This window comes from Paraburkholderia sp. 22099 (assembly GCF_052045835.1).
GTDB classification, from domain to species: Bacteria; Pseudomonadota; Gammaproteobacteria; order Burkholderiales; family Burkholderiaceae; genus Paraburkholderia; species Paraburkholderia terricola.
In genome coordinates, this window is the sequence record NZ_JBQEPU010000016.1 from 54,060 (window position 1) to 71,408 (window position 17,349).

At 64.5% G+C, this 17,349-nt stretch carries 12 protein-coding genes; 8 read left to right on the forward strand and 4 right to left on the reverse strand.

Translation table 11 applies throughout. The annotated features are described in order from the left end of the window. The first annotated feature begins 2 nt into the window (after positions 1–2). The 4 genes from pilQ (at position 3) to ACTJLC_RS16790 (ending at position 4,708) form a co-directional block, all read left to right on the forward strand. Positions 3–1,688 carry a type IV pilus secretin PilQ gene (pilQ, locus tag ACTJLC_RS16775; RefSeq protein ID WP_440844707.1) on the forward strand — a complete coding sequence of 562 codons (1,686 nt, stop codon included), beginning with the start codon at positions 3–5 and terminating at the stop codon, positions 1,686–1,688. Between the two features lie 107 nt (positions 1,689–1,795). Continuing rightward, positions 1,796–2,347 (forward strand): shikimate kinase, encoded by a 552-nt coding sequence (locus ACTJLC_RS16780; protein WP_073431836.1) that lies wholly within the window; start codon positions 1,796–1,798, stop codon positions 2,345–2,347. After that, positions 2,347–3,432 (forward strand): 3-dehydroquinate synthase, encoded by a 1,086-nt coding sequence (gene aroB, locus ACTJLC_RS16785; protein ID WP_176035841.1) that lies wholly within the window; start codon positions 2,347–2,349, stop codon positions 3,430–3,432. The genes ACTJLC_RS16780 and aroB overlap by 1 nt, the downstream gene beginning before the upstream one ends. Before the next feature lie 73 nt (positions 3,433–3,505). Further along, positions 3,506–4,708: a deoxyguanosinetriphosphate triphosphohydrolase gene (locus tag ACTJLC_RS16790; RefSeq protein ID WP_310318198.1), complete on the forward strand. Its 1,203-nt coding sequence runs from the start codon at positions 3,506–3,508 to the stop codon at positions 4,706–4,708. 120 nt (positions 4,709–4,828) lie between these two features. Here the strand turns inward: ACTJLC_RS16790 and ACTJLC_RS16795 are convergent, their stop codons facing one another. Further along, positions 4,829–5,209: a DUF883 family protein gene (locus tag ACTJLC_RS16795; RefSeq protein ID WP_073431834.1), complete on the reverse strand. Its 381-nt coding sequence runs from the start codon at positions 5,207–5,209 to the stop codon at positions 4,829–4,831. Between the two features lie 356 nt (positions 5,210–5,565). Further along, a complete protein-coding gene (locus ACTJLC_RS16800) occupies positions 5,566–6,291 on the reverse strand; it encodes an OmpW/AlkL family protein (RefSeq protein WP_073431833.1) in 726 nt (241 codons plus the stop codon). A 189-nt stretch (positions 6,292–6,480) separates the two neighbouring features. On the opposite strand from ACTJLC_RS16800, the gene ACTJLC_RS16805 reads away from it, so the two are divergent. The 4 genes from ACTJLC_RS16805 (at position 6,481) to ACTJLC_RS16820 (ending at position 15,103) form a co-directional block, all read left to right on the forward strand. Then, positions 6,481–7,188: a transposase gene (locus ACTJLC_RS16805; protein ID WP_073431832.1), complete on the forward strand. Its 708-nt coding sequence runs from the start codon at positions 6,481–6,483 to the stop codon at positions 7,186–7,188. A gap of 295 nt (positions 7,189–7,483) precedes the next feature. After that, positions 7,484–12,187, forward strand: a complete 4,704-nt coding sequence (locus ACTJLC_RS16810) for a glutamate synthase-related protein (protein ID WP_310125822.1) — start codon at positions 7,484–7,486, stop codon at positions 12,185–12,187. A 132-nt stretch (positions 12,188–12,319) separates the two neighbouring features. Continuing rightward, on the forward strand, positions 12,320–13,789 hold the full coding sequence (locus ACTJLC_RS16815) for a glutamate synthase subunit beta (protein ID WP_114163220.1): 1,470 nt from the start codon (positions 12,320–12,322) through the stop codon (positions 13,787–13,789). A 366-nt stretch (positions 13,790–14,155) separates the two neighbouring features. Further along, positions 14,156–15,103 carry a tyrosine-protein phosphatase gene (locus ACTJLC_RS16820; RefSeq protein WP_440844615.1) on the forward strand — a complete coding sequence of 316 codons (948 nt, stop codon included), beginning with the start codon at positions 14,156–14,158 and terminating at the stop codon, positions 15,101–15,103. Between the two features lie 220 nt (positions 15,104–15,323). Here the strand turns inward: ACTJLC_RS16820 and ACTJLC_RS16825 are convergent, their stop codons facing one another. Next, complete coding sequence (locus ACTJLC_RS16825; protein WP_440844617.1) at positions 15,324–16,598, reverse strand: ATP-binding protein; 1,275 nt, start codon at positions 16,596–16,598, stop codon at positions 15,324–15,326. After that, positions 16,595–17,335, reverse strand: a complete 741-nt coding sequence (locus ACTJLC_RS16830; RefSeq protein ID WP_073431827.1) for a response regulator — start codon at positions 17,333–17,335, stop codon at positions 16,595–16,597. Before ACTJLC_RS16830 ends, ACTJLC_RS16825 begins: the two co-directional genes overlap by 4 nt. Positions 17,336–17,349 lie beyond the last annotated feature (14 nt).

Here is a 17,349-nt window from a genome sequence, read left to right on the forward strand (position 1 = left end):
CCATGTGCATCGGTCCACGCGCGGGCCGTGGCCTGCGCTGCGGCCTTCGTATGTGTTTCGGCCTGTACGTTGGCGCGGCGATCAGCGTCGGCATCGCGCGAGCTTCGACTCCACCGCTGCCGCCGCTGCCACCGAACATGCCGCTCGACGACGGCGTTGTGCCATTGGACGCTTCGTACAATGCTTCGCCGCCACCGCGCGGCGTTGTCGCCGAAGCGCCCAACCCGTTTCGCGATGAGTCGGCGGATCCTCGGGATGCAGCGCGCCCGTCAGCCTCCGCCGAAAACAGCCGCGCGGAGGAGCCGTTCGACGCCGACGACGGCTCCGTGCCGCTCCGAAGACGATCGGCAGCCTCGGCAACCCCGGCTCGCAACGACACCGCGACGAGTTCCGCGCTCGAAGGACCACCGGTGCCGCTGCCGCCGCTTGCGCGACTGAGCGGTGCGCCGAAAACGCTCGCCGACGCCAGGCTCGCGGCCGACGACAAACCGATCTCGCTGAACTTCAAGCGTGCCGAACTCGGCGCCGTGCTGAACGCATTCGCGCAATTCACGGGACTGAATATCGTCGCGAGCGAGAAAGTACGCGGCGCCGTCTCGCTGCGGCTCGACAAGGTGCCGTGGCGCGCCGCGTTCGATACGCTGCTCGATGTCAACGGTCTCGCGATGGAGCGCCGCGGCAACGTCGTGTGGGTCGCGCCGATCGCGGATCTCGCCGCGCGCGAGCGGCAGCGTTTCGAGGCGCACGCCAAGGCCGCCGATCTCGAGCCGCTCGCGAGCCGCACTTTCGTGTTGCACTACGCCCGCGCCGAGGACGTGCGGCGTTTGCTGACCGGTTCGGGGAACCAGCGCGTGCTGTCCAAACGCGGTGCCGTCACCGCCGATCCGCGCACCAATCTGCTGTTCGTCACCGATATCGAAGGCCGCGTCGCGCAGATCGCGGCTTTCCTCGAGTCCGTCGACCGGCCGACCCGCCAGGTGCTGATCGAGGCGCGGATCGTCGAGGGCGAACACGGTTTTTCGCGCAACCTCGGCGTGCGGCTTTCGATGGCGGCGACCAACGCCGACGGCACCGCGAGAGGCTTGACCGGCGGCACTGACGGGACGGTCTACGATCTGTCGGCCCGCCCGATTTCCGGCTTCGACGCCGCCACCGCCGGGCTCACGCTGTTCGCCGCCGGCGCCACGCGTCTGCTGAACATCGAGCTGAGCGCGCTAGAGGCCGAGGGGCGCGGCGAGATCGTATCGAGTCCGCGGGTCGTCACCGCGGACCGCATGAAAGCGGTGGTCGAGCAGGGCACCGAGCTGCCGTATCAGGCGAAAGTGGGGCAGGGCGTCTCGGGCGTGCAGTTTCGCCGCGCCACGCTCAAACTGGAAGTGGAGCCGCAGATCATGCCGGACGGGCGGGTGGTGCTCGATCTCGATGTGGCCAAGGACAGCGTCGGCGAGCTGACCGACGCCGGGCCGGCGATCAACACCAAACACGTGCAGACGCGCGTCGAGGTCGAGGATGGTGGTACGGTGTCGATCGGCGGAATCTATGCCGTCGACGAGCGGAACGATGTGACGCGGGTGCCGCTCCTGGGCAAAATACCCTTTTTAGGCGCGCTTTTTCGCCATCGGGCTCATCGCGACCAGCGCAGCGAACTGGCTATTTTCATCACGCCGCGCGTCATTCAGACGAATTAGCGGTATGCCGCCGCCGCTTGCCGGCAGCGGCGCGCAGGCTCGACAAGGCAGCCGCTTTGCCAGTAAGCTGCGGCACGAACCCACACCGGATTAGCCAGAGGACACCGTTGCAAGCGCGGGACGCACACGCCAATGTATTTTTCGTAGGGCTCATGGGGGCAGGCAAAACCACCGTGGGCCGGGCCATTGCGCGCCGTCTCGATCGCCCGTTCTTCGATTCCGATCATGAAATCGAGGCGCGCACGGGCGCGCGCATCCCGGTGATTTTCGAACTGGAAGGCGAAGCGGGCTTTCGCGAGCGTGAAGCGAACGTGATTTCCGAATTGACCGGGCGCGACAATATCGTGCTCGCCACGGGCGGCGGTGCGGTGCTGCGGCCGGAAAACCGCGAGGCGCTGCAAAATCGCGGCGTGGTGATCTACTTGCGCGCCAATCCGCACGATCTGTGGCTGCGTACCCGGCGCGACAAGAATCGCCCGCTGCTGCAAACCGAAGACCCCAAGGCGCGCCTCGAAGCGCTCTACGAAGTGCGCGACCCGCTCTACCGCGAATGCGCGCATTTCGTGATCGAAACCGGCCGGCCTTCGGTCAACGGACTCGTCAACATGGTCCTGATGCAGCTCGAGATGGCCGGCGTCGTCAAACACCCTGCGTCATAATGGACCGTATGATTACCGTCAACGTCGAACTGGGCGAGCGCGCCTACCCCATTCATATCGGTGCCGATCTGATCGGCCAAACCGCGCTGTTCGCGCCGCATATCGCCGGCAGCTCGGTCACCATCGTCACGAATACCACGGTCGACCCGCTATATGGCGACACGCTGCGCGCGGCGTTGGCGCCGCTCGGCAAGCAGGTGTCCACGGTCGTTTTGCCGGACGGCGAAGCGTACAAGAACCTGGAAACGCTGAACCTGATTTTCGACGCGCTGCTCGGCTCCCGCGCCGATCGCAAGACCACGCTGATCGCGTTGGGCGGCGGCGTGATCGGCGATATGACCGGGTTTGCCGCGGCTTGCTACATGCGCGGCGTGCCGTTCATCCAGGTGCCCACAACGTTGCTGTCGCAGGTGGATTCGTCGGTGGGCGGCAAGACGGGCATCAACCACCCGCTCGGCAAGAACATGATCGGCGCGTTCTACCAGCCGCAGGCCGTGATCGCCGACATCGGCGCGCTGCGCACGTTGCCGGCGCGTGAACTGGCGGCGGGCATCGCCGAGGTGATCAAGACCGGCGCGATTGCCGACGCGGGTTTCTTCAGGTGGATCGAGGCCAACGTCGAGGCGCTGAATCGTTGCGAACCCGAAGCGCTGGCCGAGGCGGTCAAGCGGTCGTGCGAAATCAAGGCGTCGGTGGTGGCGCAGGACGAGCGCGAAGGCGGGCTGCGCGCGATCCTCAATTTCGGCCACACCTTCGGCCACGCGATCGAGGCCGGGCTCGGCTACGGCGAGTGGCTGCACGGCGAGGCGGTCGGCTGTGGCATGGTGATGGCGGCGGATCTGTCCGTGCGCATGGGCTATCTCGACGAAGCGGCGCGCAAGCGTCTGGTCGATGTGATCGTCGCCGCGCATTTGCCGACCCGGGCGCCCGCGCTCGGCGATTCGCGTTACGTCGAACTCATGCAGGTCGACAAAAAGGCGGAAGCCGGCGCGATCAAATTCATTCTGCTGAAGCGTTTCGGTGAGACGCTGATTACCCAGGCACCCGACGCCGAAGTGCGCGCCACGCTGGCCGCCGCGGTTTAACCGCGGCAAGACTCCGGCAGCAACGCATCGCGCACCGGCGTCACGAGGCGCCGCCCATGTTTCGGAGAACCCGGTGACTGACAGGCGCAGCGACGATGTAAAACCCAACCCGGCAGGCGCGGCGTCGGTCGGCGAGCCTGCCCAGGAAGCGCTGGAAGCGCATCTCGCGCCGTACGCGGCGCGTTCCGCGCAGTCGCGCGGCCGCCGCTATCCGGAATCAGCGCCTGGCGCCCGCACCGAATTCCAGCGCGATCGCGACCGCATCGTCCACTCCACGGCGTTCCGCCGGCTCGAGTACAAGACGCAGGTGTTCGTGAATCACGAGGGCGATCTGTTTCGCACCCGACTCACGCATAGTCTGGAGGTGGCGCAAATTGCGCGGTCTGTTGCGCGCAATTTGCGCGTCAACGAAGACCTGGTCGAAGCGATCTCGCTTGCCCACGATCTCGGTCACACGCCGTTCGGCCATGCCGGTCAGGACGCGCTGAACGAATGCATGCGCGAACACGGCGGCTTCGAGCACAATCTGCAAAGCCTCGCGGTCGTCGACGATCTCGAGGAGCACTACGGCGCGTTCAACGGCCTGAACCTCTGCTTCGAAACACGCGAAGGAATTCTCAAGCATTGCTCGCGCGAAAACGCGCGGCGGCTCGGCGCCTTGGGCGAACGCTTTCTCGAAGGACGGCAGCCGTCCATCGAAGCGCAGATCGCGAATGTTGCCGACGAGATCGCCTACAACAACCACGACGTCGACGACGGTTTGCGCTCGGGCCTGCTCACCGTCGAGCAACTGGCCGAAGTCGAGCTATGGCAGACGCACTATGAGGCGGCGCGCAACGACTTTCCGCGGATCGAAGGGCGCCGGCTGATTCACGAGACGGTGCGCCGCATCATCAATACGCTGATCGTCGATCTAATCGATACCACCAAGCTGAATCTGCTCCGGCACGCGCCGGCTTCGCTCGACGCCGTGCGCGCCGCTCCGCCGCTCGTGGCCCATAGCGAGGCGATTGCCGTTCAGGCCGCGGCGCTCAAGCGCTTTCTATTCAAGAATCTGTATCGCCATTACCGGGTGATGCGCATGGCGAACAAGGCGCGCCGCGTCGTGGTCGGCCTGTTCGACGCGTTCACGGAAGATCCGCGCCTGCTGCCGCCGGGCTATCAGTCGACGGACGCGACGCTGCAGCCGCGTCTGATCGCCCACTACATCGCGGGCATGACAGATCGATATGCGGTGAAGGAATACCAACGGTTGTTCGTCATCGAAGACAACTGATCGGACGCGTGCCGGCGGGCGGGTTTGTGTCTACGTTCGGCATGAGCGCCCAAGCGGACGCGGGCACCGCATCGGCGCCCGCCACCGCGTTGCTTCGCGCCACGTGTCAGCGCAGCCTGTTCAGCGCAGCCGCGATGCGAACAGCGCGCCCGCGATCAACGCGACGCCGCCGACGATCGCAATCGTCTGCCACGGATTTTCGTGCACGTAATCGTCCGCGTCGGCCATCGCGACTTCCGCGCGCTCACGCACGGCTTCGCGCGTGTCGTTCAAACGGGCGCGCGCGGCGTCGAGCTGTTTGCGCAGTTTGCCGCGCAGTGCGACCGCGTCGGCCTGGGTGCCGTCGGCCAGGGTGGATTCGAGTTCCGCCATCAGCGTGCGCAGTTCGCTCGCGATATCTTCGGCCGCGTGGCGGCTATGGCGAGCGATGCGCCGCGCACGGCGGCTGGTGCTGGTCCAGGATTCGCCGAGGGCGTCTCGCGTATTCGAAAGTGTTGTCATGGTCGCTCCGTCGATGAGGGTGAAAGAATCCCCACGGTGCCACGCAGAAGCACGTCGCGACGCGGGAAACACCATGTGAACGCAACTTTGGTGCCAAACAGCAGCCCCTGCACACCATGACGCGGGCCGCGAACCGTCAGCAGATATTGCACCGAGGCCACGCGATTGCGGGTCAAATTTACAAAGATTCGCCGTTACGTCTGAGCCGCGCCGCCCGCGCCCGACGCCGATAACCGTTGCTCGACCTGCTTGAAATAAAGAACGCCGCCATTGAACCTATGACGGCGTTGTCCAAGCCCCGAAAATTCGACTACCCTAGCTCAACGGCCCCAATTTTCGCGACGGTCCGCGAAGCGTTAGAAACGGTAACCGATATTGACGTAGCTAACGATCGGGTTCAGTTTGATCTTGGTTTGCGACTGCACGTTGAGCGTGCCGACCGGCGTCCTGGCGGCGGTGTTCAGTTTGGCGGTCGTGCTGAGCGGCAGATAAGAGATCGACACGCCCGCGAACCAGTGCTGGTCGAACGCGTAGGTGAAACCCGCATTGAAGACCGGCGCCCACGAACTATCCGTATCGACGCTGGTCGGACCATGCAGAACATTGGCCTCGAACGCGCTGTTGGTGATCTTTGCGTCGGTGAACCAGACCCGGCTTACACCGATGCCGAGATACGGGCGGAACGCTGCGGTGGGGGCGTTGAAGAAGTACTTGAACAGCAGAGTCGGGCTCCACTGTTTCGCCTGGCCCAGCTTGCCGAATCGTTCGAAGCTGCCCGTGCCGGTCAGGTCGAATGAAGGCGGGTAGCCAAGCACGAATTCGGCCGCGATGTGGTCGGTAACGAAGTACCCGAGCGTGAAGCCGATGGTGTCCGCGGAACTTAGTGATGCACCGGTGTTGGCTTCTGTGATATTGGTCGGACTGCCGCCTATGCTTGTCACTCTCAACGGTTCACTGCTCGATTGAGGCGCAAGATGGAACCAGCCTGTTGAAAGGACAAAGCTCCCGGCCGATTGCGCGTGTGCTGCCGTTGTCATGCAGGCTAGCGCCGCCATCCCCGTTACGGCCTGTTTTAATTTCATATGTGCTCCTCCATAAAAGGCCCGCTCATTATGACGACAACGTTTGAAACAAACCATACGCGGCGGTTAGAGCTTTCTCCCTAGGCTCCGCGCGGTTTTCTGGCTCAGCCGCGCCGCGCCGAACCTCCGGCGCATGCGGCTTTTCCGACCTTCGGGTTTGTACCAACGCGACTAATTGGATACTTCAGCATGGCACGGCTTGCACGTCTCTATGTCCCTGACCAGCCGCAGCACGTCATCCTTCGCGGACTCGATCAGCAGCCCGCATTCGTCGACGACCAGGACTACGAGCTCTTCATCGACTGTTTGAAAGCGGCTTCGCGCGACCATCACTTATCCATCCACGCCTATGCGTTGATGCCGGGCGCGGTGCAACTGCTCGTCACGCCCACCGAGGAATCGAGTCTGCCGAAAGCGATGCAGGCGGTGGGGCGGCGCTACGTCGCCCATTTCAACCGGCGCTATGCGCGTCGCGGCACGTTGTGGGAGGGGCGCTATCGCGCCACGGTGATCGAGGGCGAGCGCTATTTTCTACTGGCGAGCCGGGTCGTCGAGATGTGTCCGGTGCGCGCGCAACTCGTGAGCGCGCCGGAAGACTATCGCTGGTCGAGCTACCGTCATCACATCGGCCTGACGCTCGACAGCCTGATTACCGACCACCCGTTGTACTGGTCGCTCGGCAATACGCCGTTCGAACGGCAGCGCGCTTACCGCGAGCTATGCGAACAGCCACTCGACGAGCGCGAAGCCAGTCAGCTCCAGCAGGCCACGCTGAAGGGTTGGGTGCTCGGCAGCGACACCTACCGCGAATGGGCCGCGCGCGCGGCCAATCGGCGCGTGTCGCCGCTGCCGCGCGGACGGCCGCGCAAGGTCCGCGAGACGCCGCAAACGCAGTAGCCGGCATCGCGTCGGCGGGCGGTAGTGGAACGGCATCTTCGCATGCCGTTTTCTTTTGCACGTTTTCGATGTGGCACCAATAAAAATAGACCGCAATGCACCAACTTGATAATTGGGGCGCAACCACAACGTTTTATTTGCTATTCCATTGATTCGTCGCGTATATTCCGAATTCCGGCGTTTTTGATACGCGTAGCATCCAGCGTAAAGAGCGCGCCGTCGCGGCTGCTGTGCGCACTGCGGCAATAGAAAAACGGTTAAACGGCCTGTCCGGCCCCTCACAGACGGTGTCCCCATGAACGACCACCAGCAACCGACTCATCCGGTTCCCGCCGCGCAAGGTCTGTACGATCCGCAGAACGAGCATGACGCCTGCGGCGTCGGCTTCGTCGCTCACATCAAGGGCAAGAAAAGCCACGAGATCATCGAGCAGGGCCTGAAAATCCTGGAAAACCTCGACCACCGGGGCGCCGTCGGCGCCGATCCGCTGATGGGCGACGGCGCCGGCATCCTGATCCAGATTCCCGATGGCTTCTATCGCGAGGAAATGGCGAGGCAAGGCGTTACCCTGCCGCCGTATGGCGAATACGGCGTCGGCATGGTGTTCCTGCCGAAAGAGCACGCGTCGCGCCTCGCTTGCGAACAGGAGCTGGAACGTACGGTGAAGGCCGAGGGCCAGGTCGTGCTGGGCTGGCGCGACGTGCCGGTCGACCACACCATGCCGATTTCGCCCACCGTCAAGGCGAGCGAGCCGCTGATCCGTCAGATTTTCATCGGCCGCGGCAAGGACATCATCGTGACCGACGCGCTCGAGCGGAAGCTGTATGTGATCCGCAAGACCGCGAGCCACCGCATCCAGGCGCTCAAGCTCAAGCACGGCAAGGAATACTTCGTGCCGTCCATGTCGGCGCGCACGGTCGTCTATAAGGGGCTGCTGCTGGCCGGGCAGGTCGGCGTGTATTACCGCGACCTGCAGGACGAGCGCACCGTCTCGGCGCTCGCGCTCGTGCATCAGCGTTTCTCGACCAACACCTTCCCGGCGTGGGAGCTGGCTCACCCGTACCGCATGATCGCCCACAACGGCGAAATCAACACGGTGAAGGGCAACGTCAACTGGCTGAACGCCCGCACCGGCGCGATCGCGAGCCACGTGCTCGGCGACGATCTGCCGAAGCTGTGGCCGCTGATCTATCCGGGCCAATCCGATACGGCGTCGTTCGACAACTGCCTCGAACTGCTGGTGATGGCCGGCTACCCGCTCGTCCACGCAATGATGATGATGATCCCGGAAGCCTGGGAACAACACACGCTGATGGACGACAACCGCCGCGCATTCTACGAATACCATGCCGCGATGATGGAGCCGTGGGACGGCCCCGCTGCGATCGCCTTCACCGACGGCCGTCAGATCGGCGCGACGCTCGACCGTAACGGCCTGCGTCCGGCGCGCTACATCGTCACCGACGACGACCTCGTGATCATGGCCTCCGAAGCCGGCACGCTGCCGATTCCGGAATCGAAGATCGTCAAGAAGTGGCGTCTGCAGCCGGGCAAGATGTTCCTGATCGACATGGAACACGGCCGCATCATCGACGACAAGGAACTGAAGGACAACCTCGCCAACGCCAAGCCGTACAAGAGCTGGATCGACGCCGTGCGCATCAAGCTCGACGAGATCGAGGCGAAGGCCGAGGACGTCGCGACGGAACGCCGCGAAGCCGCTGCCTTGCTGGATCGACAGCAGGCGTTCGGCTACACGCAGGAAGACCTCAAGTTCCTGATGGCGCCGATGGCGCAAGCCGGCGAGGAAGCCGTCGGTTCGATGGGCAACGACTCGCCGCTGGCGGTCATGTCCAACAAGAACAAAACGCTCTATCACTACTTCAAGCAATTGTTCGCGCAGGTCACGAACCCGCCGATCGATCCGATCCGCGAAAACATGGTGATGTCGCTGGTGTCGTTCGTCGGCCCGAAGCCGAACCTGCTCGACACGAACAACATCAACCCGCCGATGCGTCTCGAAGTGTCGCAGCCGGTGCTCGACTTCAAGGACATCGCGAAGATCCGCGCGATCGATCAGTACACGGGCGGCAAGTTCAGCTCGTATGAACTGAACATCTGCTATCCGGTGGCGTGGGGCAAGGAAGGCATCGAAGCGCGCCTCGCCTCGCTGTGCGCGGAAGCGGTCGACGCCGTGAAGTCCGGCTACAACATGCTGATCGTGTCGGACCGCAAGACCGACCGCGACAACGTCGCGATTCCGGCGCTGCTCGCCACCGCCGCGATCCACACGCACCTCGTGCAGCAAGGTCTGCGCACGAGCACGGGTCTCGTGGTCGAAACCGGCTCGGCGCGTGAAACGCACCACTTCGCGCTGCTCGCGGGCTACGGCGCGGAAGCCGTGCACCCGTACCTCGCGATGGAAACGCTCGGCCAACTGGCTGCCGGCATGAAGGGCGACCTGTCGGCGGAAAAGGCGATCTACAACTTCACGAAGGCGGTCGGCAAGGGCTTACAGAAAGTCATGTCGAAGATGGGCATTTCCACCTACATGTCCTACACCGGCGCGCAGATTTTCGAAGCGGTCGGCCTCGCTGAAGACCTGGTCAAGAAGTACTTCGAGGGCACCTCGTCGAAGGTCGGCGGCATTGGTCTGTTCGACGTGGCCGAGGAAGCGATCCGTCTGCACCGTGAAGCGTTCGGCGACAACCCGGTTCTCTCCGGCATGCTCGACGCGGGCGGCGAATACGCGTACCGCGTGCGCGGCGAGGAACACATGTGGACGCCGGATGCGATCGCCAAGCTGCAACACTCGGCGCGCAGCAATTCGTACCAGACGTACAAGGAGTACGCGCACCTGATCAACGATCAGACCAGGCGCCACATGACGTTCCGCGGCCTGTTCGAGTTCAGGCTCGACCCGTCGAAGGCGATCCCGCTCGACGAAGTCGAACCGGCGAAGGAAATCGTCAAGCGTTTCGCCACCGGCGCCATGTCGCTCGGCTCGATTTCGACCGAAGCTCACGCCACGCTGGCCGTCGCGATGAACCGCATCGGCGGCAAGTCGAACACGGGCGAAGGCGGCGAGGACGTGAACCGTTACCGCAACGAACTGCGCGGCATTCCGATCAAGAACGGCGACACCATGAAGTCGGTGATCGGCGACGAAGTGATCGTCGACATTCCGCTGAAGGACGGCGATTCGCTGCGCTCGAAGATCAAGCAGGTGGCGTCCGGCCGTTTCGGCGTGACGGCGGAATATCTCGCGTCGGCCGATCAGATCCAGATCAAGATGGCGCAGGGCGCAAAGCCGGGCGAAGGCGGTCAGTTGCCGGGCCATAAGGTGTCGGATTACATCGGCAAGCTGCGTTATTCGGTGCCGGGCGTGGGCCTCATTTCGCCGCCGCCGCACCACGACATCTACTCGATCGAAGATCTGGCGCAACTGATTCACGACCTGAAGAACGCCAACTCGGCGGCGAGCGTGTCGGTGAAGCTGGTGTCGGAATCGGGCGTGGGTACGGTGGCCGCGGGTGTCGCGAAGGCGAAGGCCGATCACGTCGTGATCGCCGGCCACGACGGCGGCACGGGCGCATCGCCGCTGTCGTCGATCAAGCACGCCGGCACGCCGTGGGAACTGGGTCTCGCCGAAACGCAGCAAACCCTGGTGCTGAACCAGTTGCGCGGCCGCATCCGCGTGCAGGCCGACGGTCAGATGAAGACCGGCCGCGATGTCGTGATCGGCGCGCTGCTCGGCGCGGACGAGTTCGGTTTCGCCACGGCGCCGCTCGTCGTCGAGGGCTGCATCATGATGCGCAAGTGCCATCTGAACACCTGCCCGGTCGGCGTCGCGACGCAAGATCCGGTGCTGCGCGCGAAGTTCCAGGGCCAGCCGGAGCACGTCGTCAACTTCTTCTTCTTCGTTGCGGAAGAAGCGCGCGAGATCATGGCGCAACTGGGCATCCGCAAGTTCGACGACCTGATTGGCCACGCCGAACTGCTCGACACGAAGAAGGGCATCGAGCACTGGAAGGCGAAGGGTCTCGACTTCTCGCGCGTGTTCTATCTGCCGCAAGTGCCGGCCGAAGTCGCGCGCAAGCACGTCGACGTGCAGGACCACGGCCTGGAGCGCGCGCTGGATCACACGCTGATCGAGAAGGCGAAGGCGGCGATCGAAAAGGGCGAGCACGTCTCGTTCATTCAGCCGGTGCGCAACGTGAACCGCACGGTCGGCGCGATGCTGTCCGGCCTGATCGCGAAGAAGTACGGCCACGACGGCCTGCCCGACGACACGATTCATATCCAGTTGAAGGGCACGGCGGGTCAGAGCTTCGGCGCGTTCCTCGCGAGGGGCGTCACGCTGGATCTGGTCGGCGACGGCAACGACTATGTCGGCAAGGGCCTGTCGGGCGGCCGCATCATCATCCGTCCGACCAACGATTTCCGCGGCAAGTCGGAAGAGAACATCATCTGCGGCAACACGGTGATGTACGGCGCGATCGAAGGCGAAGCGTTTTTCCGCGGCGTGGCGGGCGAGCGTTTCTGCGTGCGTAACTCGGGCGCGACGGCGGTTGTCGAAGGCACGGGCGATCACGGTTGCGAATACATGACGGGCGGCACGGTGGTCGTACTCGGCGAAACGGGCCGTAACTTCGCGGCCGGCATGTCGGGCGGCATCGCATACGTGTACGACCCGGATGGCATGTTCGCCGGCAAGTGCAACAAGTCGATGGTCGCGCTCGATCCGGTCTTGCAGCAGGCCGAGCAGGAACGCACGGTCGACAAGGGCCTGTGGCACGCCGGCACGACCGACGAAGCGCTGCTCAAGGGGCTCATCGAGCGTCACTTCCAGTTCACCGGTTCGCCGCGCGCCAAGGCGCTGCTCGAAAACTGGGATGCGTCGCGCCGTCAATTCGTGAAGGTGTTCCCGACCGAATACAAGCGCGCGCTGGGCGAGATGGCGGCGAAGAAGGCGAACAAGGAAGTGCTCGCCGCCTGATTTGCTTCGCTGATCGTCCGCACGAAAGACGTCACCCAGGACGTCACCCATAGCCGTACCCGCCGCCGCTCGATGGTTCGATGCGCGGCGGGAAAAGATTACCCACCTGATACAGATAGAGAAGAGAACCACATGGGCAAGGCAACCGGTTTTCTCGAGTTCGAGCGCCGCCACGAGGCGTACGAAGCTCCGCTCACGCGTGTGAAGCACTACAAGGAATTCGTCGCCGCATTGACCGACGACGAAGCGAAGATTCAAGGCGCACGTTGCATGGACTGCGGCATTCCGTTCTGCAACAACGGCTGCCCGGTGAATAACATCATTCCGGACTTCAACGACCTGGTGTTCCATCAGGACTGGAAGAACGCGATCGAGGTGCTGCACTCCACGAACAACTTCCCGGAGTTCACGGGCCGCATCTGCCCGGCGCCGTGCGAAGCGGCTTGCACGCTCGGCATCAACGACGATCCGGTCGGCATCAAGTCGATCGAACACGCGATCATCGACAAGGCCTGGGCCGAAGGCTGGGTCGCGCCGCAGCCGCCGAAGCACAAGACCGGCAAGAAAGTCGCGGTGGTCGGTTCCGGCCCCGCCGGTCTCGCCGTCGCGCAGCAACTGGCGCGCGCGGGGCACGATGTGACCGTGTTCGAAAAGAACGACCGCATCGGCGGTTTGCTGCGTTACGGTATTCCCGACTTCAAGCTGGAAAAGTGGCTGATCGACCGCCGCATGCGCCAGATGGAAGCCGAAGGCGTGACCTTCCGCGCCAACGTGTTTATCGGTAAAGCGGATTCATTGCCGCCGCACATCGGCAACACGGCGAAGGAAACCATCACGCCGGCCGAGCTGAAAGAACAGTTCGACGCCGTGGTGCTCACGGGCGGTTCGGAAACGCCGCGCGATCTGCCGGTGCCGGGCCGCGAACTGGAAGGCATTCACTACGCGATGGAATTCCTGCCGCAGCAGAACAAGGTCAACGCCGGCGACAAGGTCGCGAACCAGTTGCTCGCGAAGGGCAAGCACGTCGTGGTGATCGGCGGCGGCGATACGGGTTCGGACTGCGTGGGCACGTCGAATCGTCATGGCGCGAAGAGCGTCACGCAATTCGAACTGCTGCCGCAACCGCCGGAAGAAGAGAACAAGGCGCTCGTGTGGCCGTACTGGCCGATCAAGCTGCGCACGTCCTCGTCGCATGACGAAGGCTGCTCGCGCGATTGGGCGGTGGCGACCAAGCGCCTCGAAGGCAAGAACGGCAAGGTCGAGAAGCTGATCGCCGCGCGCGTCGAATGGAAGGACGGCAAGATGCAGGAAGTGCCGGGCTCGGAATTCGAAATGAAGGCGGATCTCGTGCTGCTCGCGATGGGCTTCACGCAGCCGGTGTCGCCGGTGCTCGAGGCGTTCGGCGTCGACAAGGATGCGCGCGGCAATGTGCGTTCGTCGACCGAAGGCGACAAGGCGTATTACACGTCGGTGGACAAGGTGTTCACGGCAGGCGACATGCGCCGCGGCCAGTCGCTGGTGGTGTGGGCGATTCGCGAAGGACGTCAGTGCGCGCGTTCGGTGGACGCGTTCCTGATGGGACATTCGGAACTGCCGCGCTAAACGTCTCCGCTGGTTTCATGCCTCGATGCATCGAAACCGGTCATTGCTTGCAGGAAGAGGTGGAGACGACGAAGCGGTAAACAAAGCCGGGCATCCGCAAGGGTGACCCGGCTTTTCTATTTCCATGTGTTGCGCCGCGTGAAAGAAAAGGCGGGGTGATCAGTGCCAAGGCAGCGGTTCAAGCCCGCGGTCCAAGGCGGGTCCGCGCCGCGTCGCGGCCGGCGAACCCGCCGGGGCGGCGAAGCAAGTCGGTCAGCTTCCTTACGAACTACTACCCCGTAACCAAAAGAAGATTTGCCGCCGTTAAACTGCGTGCGCAGCGCCCATGCTGCGAATAACCCTTCACGTTCGCGCCAGCCACGTCCAATGCCCGCAACCGGAAAAAACTGCTCGCCACCTCGCCGCTTCGCGAGCATCGCACTGCGGACAAGTCAGATCGCGCCCGTTCGCACCTCCGCGTCGCGCCGGGTGTTCCTCAAGCGTTCAGCCGGCGCGCTGCTGGTCTCGGGCATCGGCAGCTCGCTGCTCTCCGCCTGTGGCGGCAGCCTCGACGCCGGTCAGCCGGAAACGCCGCGGCTCGCGTCGGTCGATAACTTTCGCGACGTGGCGGGCGCCGCCGCCGGCTATCCCACCGTCGACGGCAAGCAGATGCGCCGTGGCGTGTTCTATCGCGCGAACGCGCTGACCTTCAGCGCGGCCGACGAAGCCGCGATCGATCACCTCGGCATCGCCGCCGTCTACGATCTGCGCACGCCGGGCGAAGTCGCGCGGATCGCCGATACGTTGCTGGCCGGCGCGACGTCCGAGGTGTTCAACGTGCTGGGCGCCCGCGACTTCGTCGCGCCGTCGTTCGATACGGCCGCCGCCGCAACAGCGTTCATGGAGGCCCAGGCGCGCGCCTACGTCACCGGCGCCGCGCAGCGCGCGAGCTACGGCGCGCTGCTCACGCGTCTTGCCGAGGGCGCCGAGATCCAGCTCTTTCATTCCAGCGCGGGTAAGGATCGCGCCGGCTGGGTCGCGGCGCTTCTGCAGAGCATCGCCAACGTTCCGCTCGACGTGATCATGCAGGACTATCTGCTCAGCAACGTCTATTCGGCGCTGTCGATCAGGGCCCATACCGACATGCTGCGCACGCGCGTCGGCGCTGCGGCCGCCGCGAGCGAGGCGCCGTTATTCGACGTTCAGGAAAGTTATCTGCAGGCGGGCTTCGATCAGGTGCAGGCGAGCTACGGCACGATGGCGAGCTATCTGACGCAAGGCCTCGGCGTGTCCCAGGCGACGATCGACCGGTTGCGCGCCCGTCTGGTGGTGTGATCCGGGTTTGAGGCGGGCTGCCCGACGGCGGTCAGGCAGCCGCAGTCAGGCAATAACGGGGTAGTGCGCGGCGAAAAAAAGTCCGCCCCAAATCACTGGGCGGACGGAGAAGGGCGGCATCGAGGTTGCCGGAGACGACTATAAGGCCGCGTCCATCGCGCCGGTTCGTGCTGTAAGGGCGCGTAAGCGCGCGTTCGCTGCCACGCCAGCTTCTCTTCCATCACGCTGTTGCCGGCGCGACCGGCAATTCGATCCGCACCTCCAGCCCGCCAAGCGCGTGATTGCGCACCTGACAGCGTCCGCCGCGATCGTGCGCGAGCCGCGCGACGATCGCGAGACCCAGCCCGCAATGGCCTTCGCCGCCCCGCGCGGCGTCGAGCCTGACGAACGGCTTCATGGCGGCGGCGATCCGGTCGTCGGGAATGCCGGAACCGTGATCGCGCACGCTGATGACCCAATGCCGCTCGTCACGCCCGGTGGCGATGTCCACCGGCGCCGAACCGTGTTCGAGCGCGTTGTCGACGAGGTTCGTCACCAACCGGTCGAGCAGCGTGCGCGGAAGCCTGAATGACGGCCCCGCGCGCAGATCGAGCGTGAACAGCGGCGCTTCCTCGGTGCTCTCGCCGACGGAAAACTGTTCCCGCAGAAATTCGTCGACCTCGACCGGCGGCCCCGCGTCCGCGGACTGGCCCGCGAACTCCAGAAACTGCTGGACGATATTGGTCAGCGAATCGACATCGCGTATCAGGCCGGCGCGCTCGCTTTCCGCGACCAGCACGCTCGCGCGCAGCTTGAGCCGCGTGAGCGGCGCTTTCAGATCGTGCGCGACGCCGGCCAGCATGACCGCCTGGTCGTCGCCGGCTTCGTTCAGGCGCCGCATCATGTCGTTGAACGAGCCGATCAGATCACGCAACTCGCGCGGTCCTTGCTCGGTCACGGGTTCCGGCCGTCCGCCCGAGCCGAACGCGCGGGCCGCGTCGGCGACGCGCGACAGCGGGCGCTGCATCTGCCAGACCGCGAATAGTGACAGGATCAGCGCGGCGAGCAGCATCGAAATGGATTCGATCAGAAAGCGCGGAGGCGGCGGAACGTCGACCGGCAGGACCACCCAGTTCGGTTTGCCGGGAAACAGCACCCACAGTTGCGGCGGGCGCAGATCGTCGACGGCGATCCGCGTGCCGGGCGGCAGGTTCTCGCGCAGGTGCCGGCTCAATTCGACCAGCGGATGATCGGTCGGCGTACTCAGATGGACGCTCGCCGGCATATTCCAGGTGGGCACGAGGTGCACGCGCATCGCGGGCGCGAGCGCCGCGCTCTTCATCGGCTCGCCGTTGACCGCCTGCAGCGCCAGCAGAATGCCGCGCGCGAAGCCGTCGATTTCATGGCGCGGCGGCTGCATGACGATCAGCACGAACCAGCCGGCCTGGATCGCGAACAACACCGCCGCAGAGAGCAACGCCATTCTGCCGAACAGCGTGTTCAGCGGATTTCTCATGCGTTCGAGGCGGCCTCGCCGGCGAAGGGCGTGCTGTCGGCGTCGGGCACGAACACATAGCCTTTGCCGCGCACCGTCTGCACGTAGCAGGGATTGGAGGGGTCGTCTTCGATCACGCGGCGCAGGCGCCAGATCGGCACGTCGAGGCTGCGGTCGCGAAAGGCGAGATTGTCGCGATGCACGAGATCGTGGATCAGCACGCGCGACAACACCTTGTACGGATTGTTGACGAAGATCTTCAGTAACGCGAATTCGCTGTCGCGCAGCGGCAGCTTGGCGTTGTCGCGGGTGAGCGAACGGGTTGCGAAGTCGAGTTCGAACGGACCGAAGCGATACGGTTTGCGGGCTTCCGGCGCACTGGTGGTGGACGGCCCGCGGCGGCGCAGCACCGTGTGGATGCGCGCGAGCAGCTCGCGCGGATCGAACGGCTTGGTCAGATAGTCGTCCGCGCCGAGCGAGAGCCCGACGATGCGGTCGGCCACCGTGCCGCGCGCCGTCACGAAGATCACCGGAATGTCGTCGCCGGCGGCGCGCAGCGCGGTGAGCGCGCGCAGGCCGTCGGTGTCCGGCATCATGATGTCGAGCACGACGACTGAAGGCCGCTCACGCTCGAGCCTGCGTTGCAGATGCGTGCCGTCGTGCAGCACTGACGCGTCGAAGCCGTTCGACTGCAAAAACTTGCATAGCAGATCGCGTACGACCGGATCGTCGTCGACGATAAGGACCTGTGGATTCATGGCGAAATTTTAGA

Coding starts and splice junctions, on each gene's coding strand:
- pilQ (WP_440844707.1), top strand. CDS start 3: ATGTGCATCGGTCCACGCGCGGGCCGTGGCCTGCGCTGCGGCCTTCGT.
- aroB (WP_176035841.1), top strand. CDS start 2,347: ATGGACCGTATGATTACCGTCAACGTCGAACTGGGCGAGCGCGCCTAC.
- ACTJLC_RS16795 (WP_073431834.1), bottom strand. CDS start 5,209: ATGACAACACTTTCGAATACGCGAGACGCCCTCGGCGAATCCTGGACC.
- ACTJLC_RS16800 (WP_073431833.1), bottom strand. CDS start 6,291: ATGAAATTAAAACAGGCCGTAACGGGGATGGCGGCGCTAGCCTGCATG.
- ACTJLC_RS16805 (WP_073431832.1), top strand. CDS start 6,481: ATGGCACGGCTTGCACGTCTCTATGTCCCTGACCAGCCGCAGCACGTC.
- ACTJLC_RS16810 (WP_310125822.1), top strand. CDS start 7,484: ATGAACGACCACCAGCAACCGACTCATCCGGTTCCCGCCGCGCAAGGT.
- ACTJLC_RS16815 (WP_114163220.1), top strand. CDS start 12,320: ATGGGCAAGGCAACCGGTTTTCTCGAGTTCGAGCGCCGCCACGAGGCG.
- ACTJLC_RS16820 (WP_440844615.1), top strand. CDS start 14,156: ATGCCCGCAACCGGAAAAAACTGCTCGCCACCTCGCCGCTTCGCGAGC.
- ACTJLC_RS16825 (WP_440844617.1), bottom strand. CDS start 16,598: ATGAGAAATCCGCTGAACACGCTGTTCGGCAGAATGGCGTTGCTCTCT.
- ACTJLC_RS16830 (WP_073431827.1), bottom strand. CDS start 17,335: ATGAATCCACAGGTCCTTATCGTCGACGACGATCCGGTCGTACGCGAT.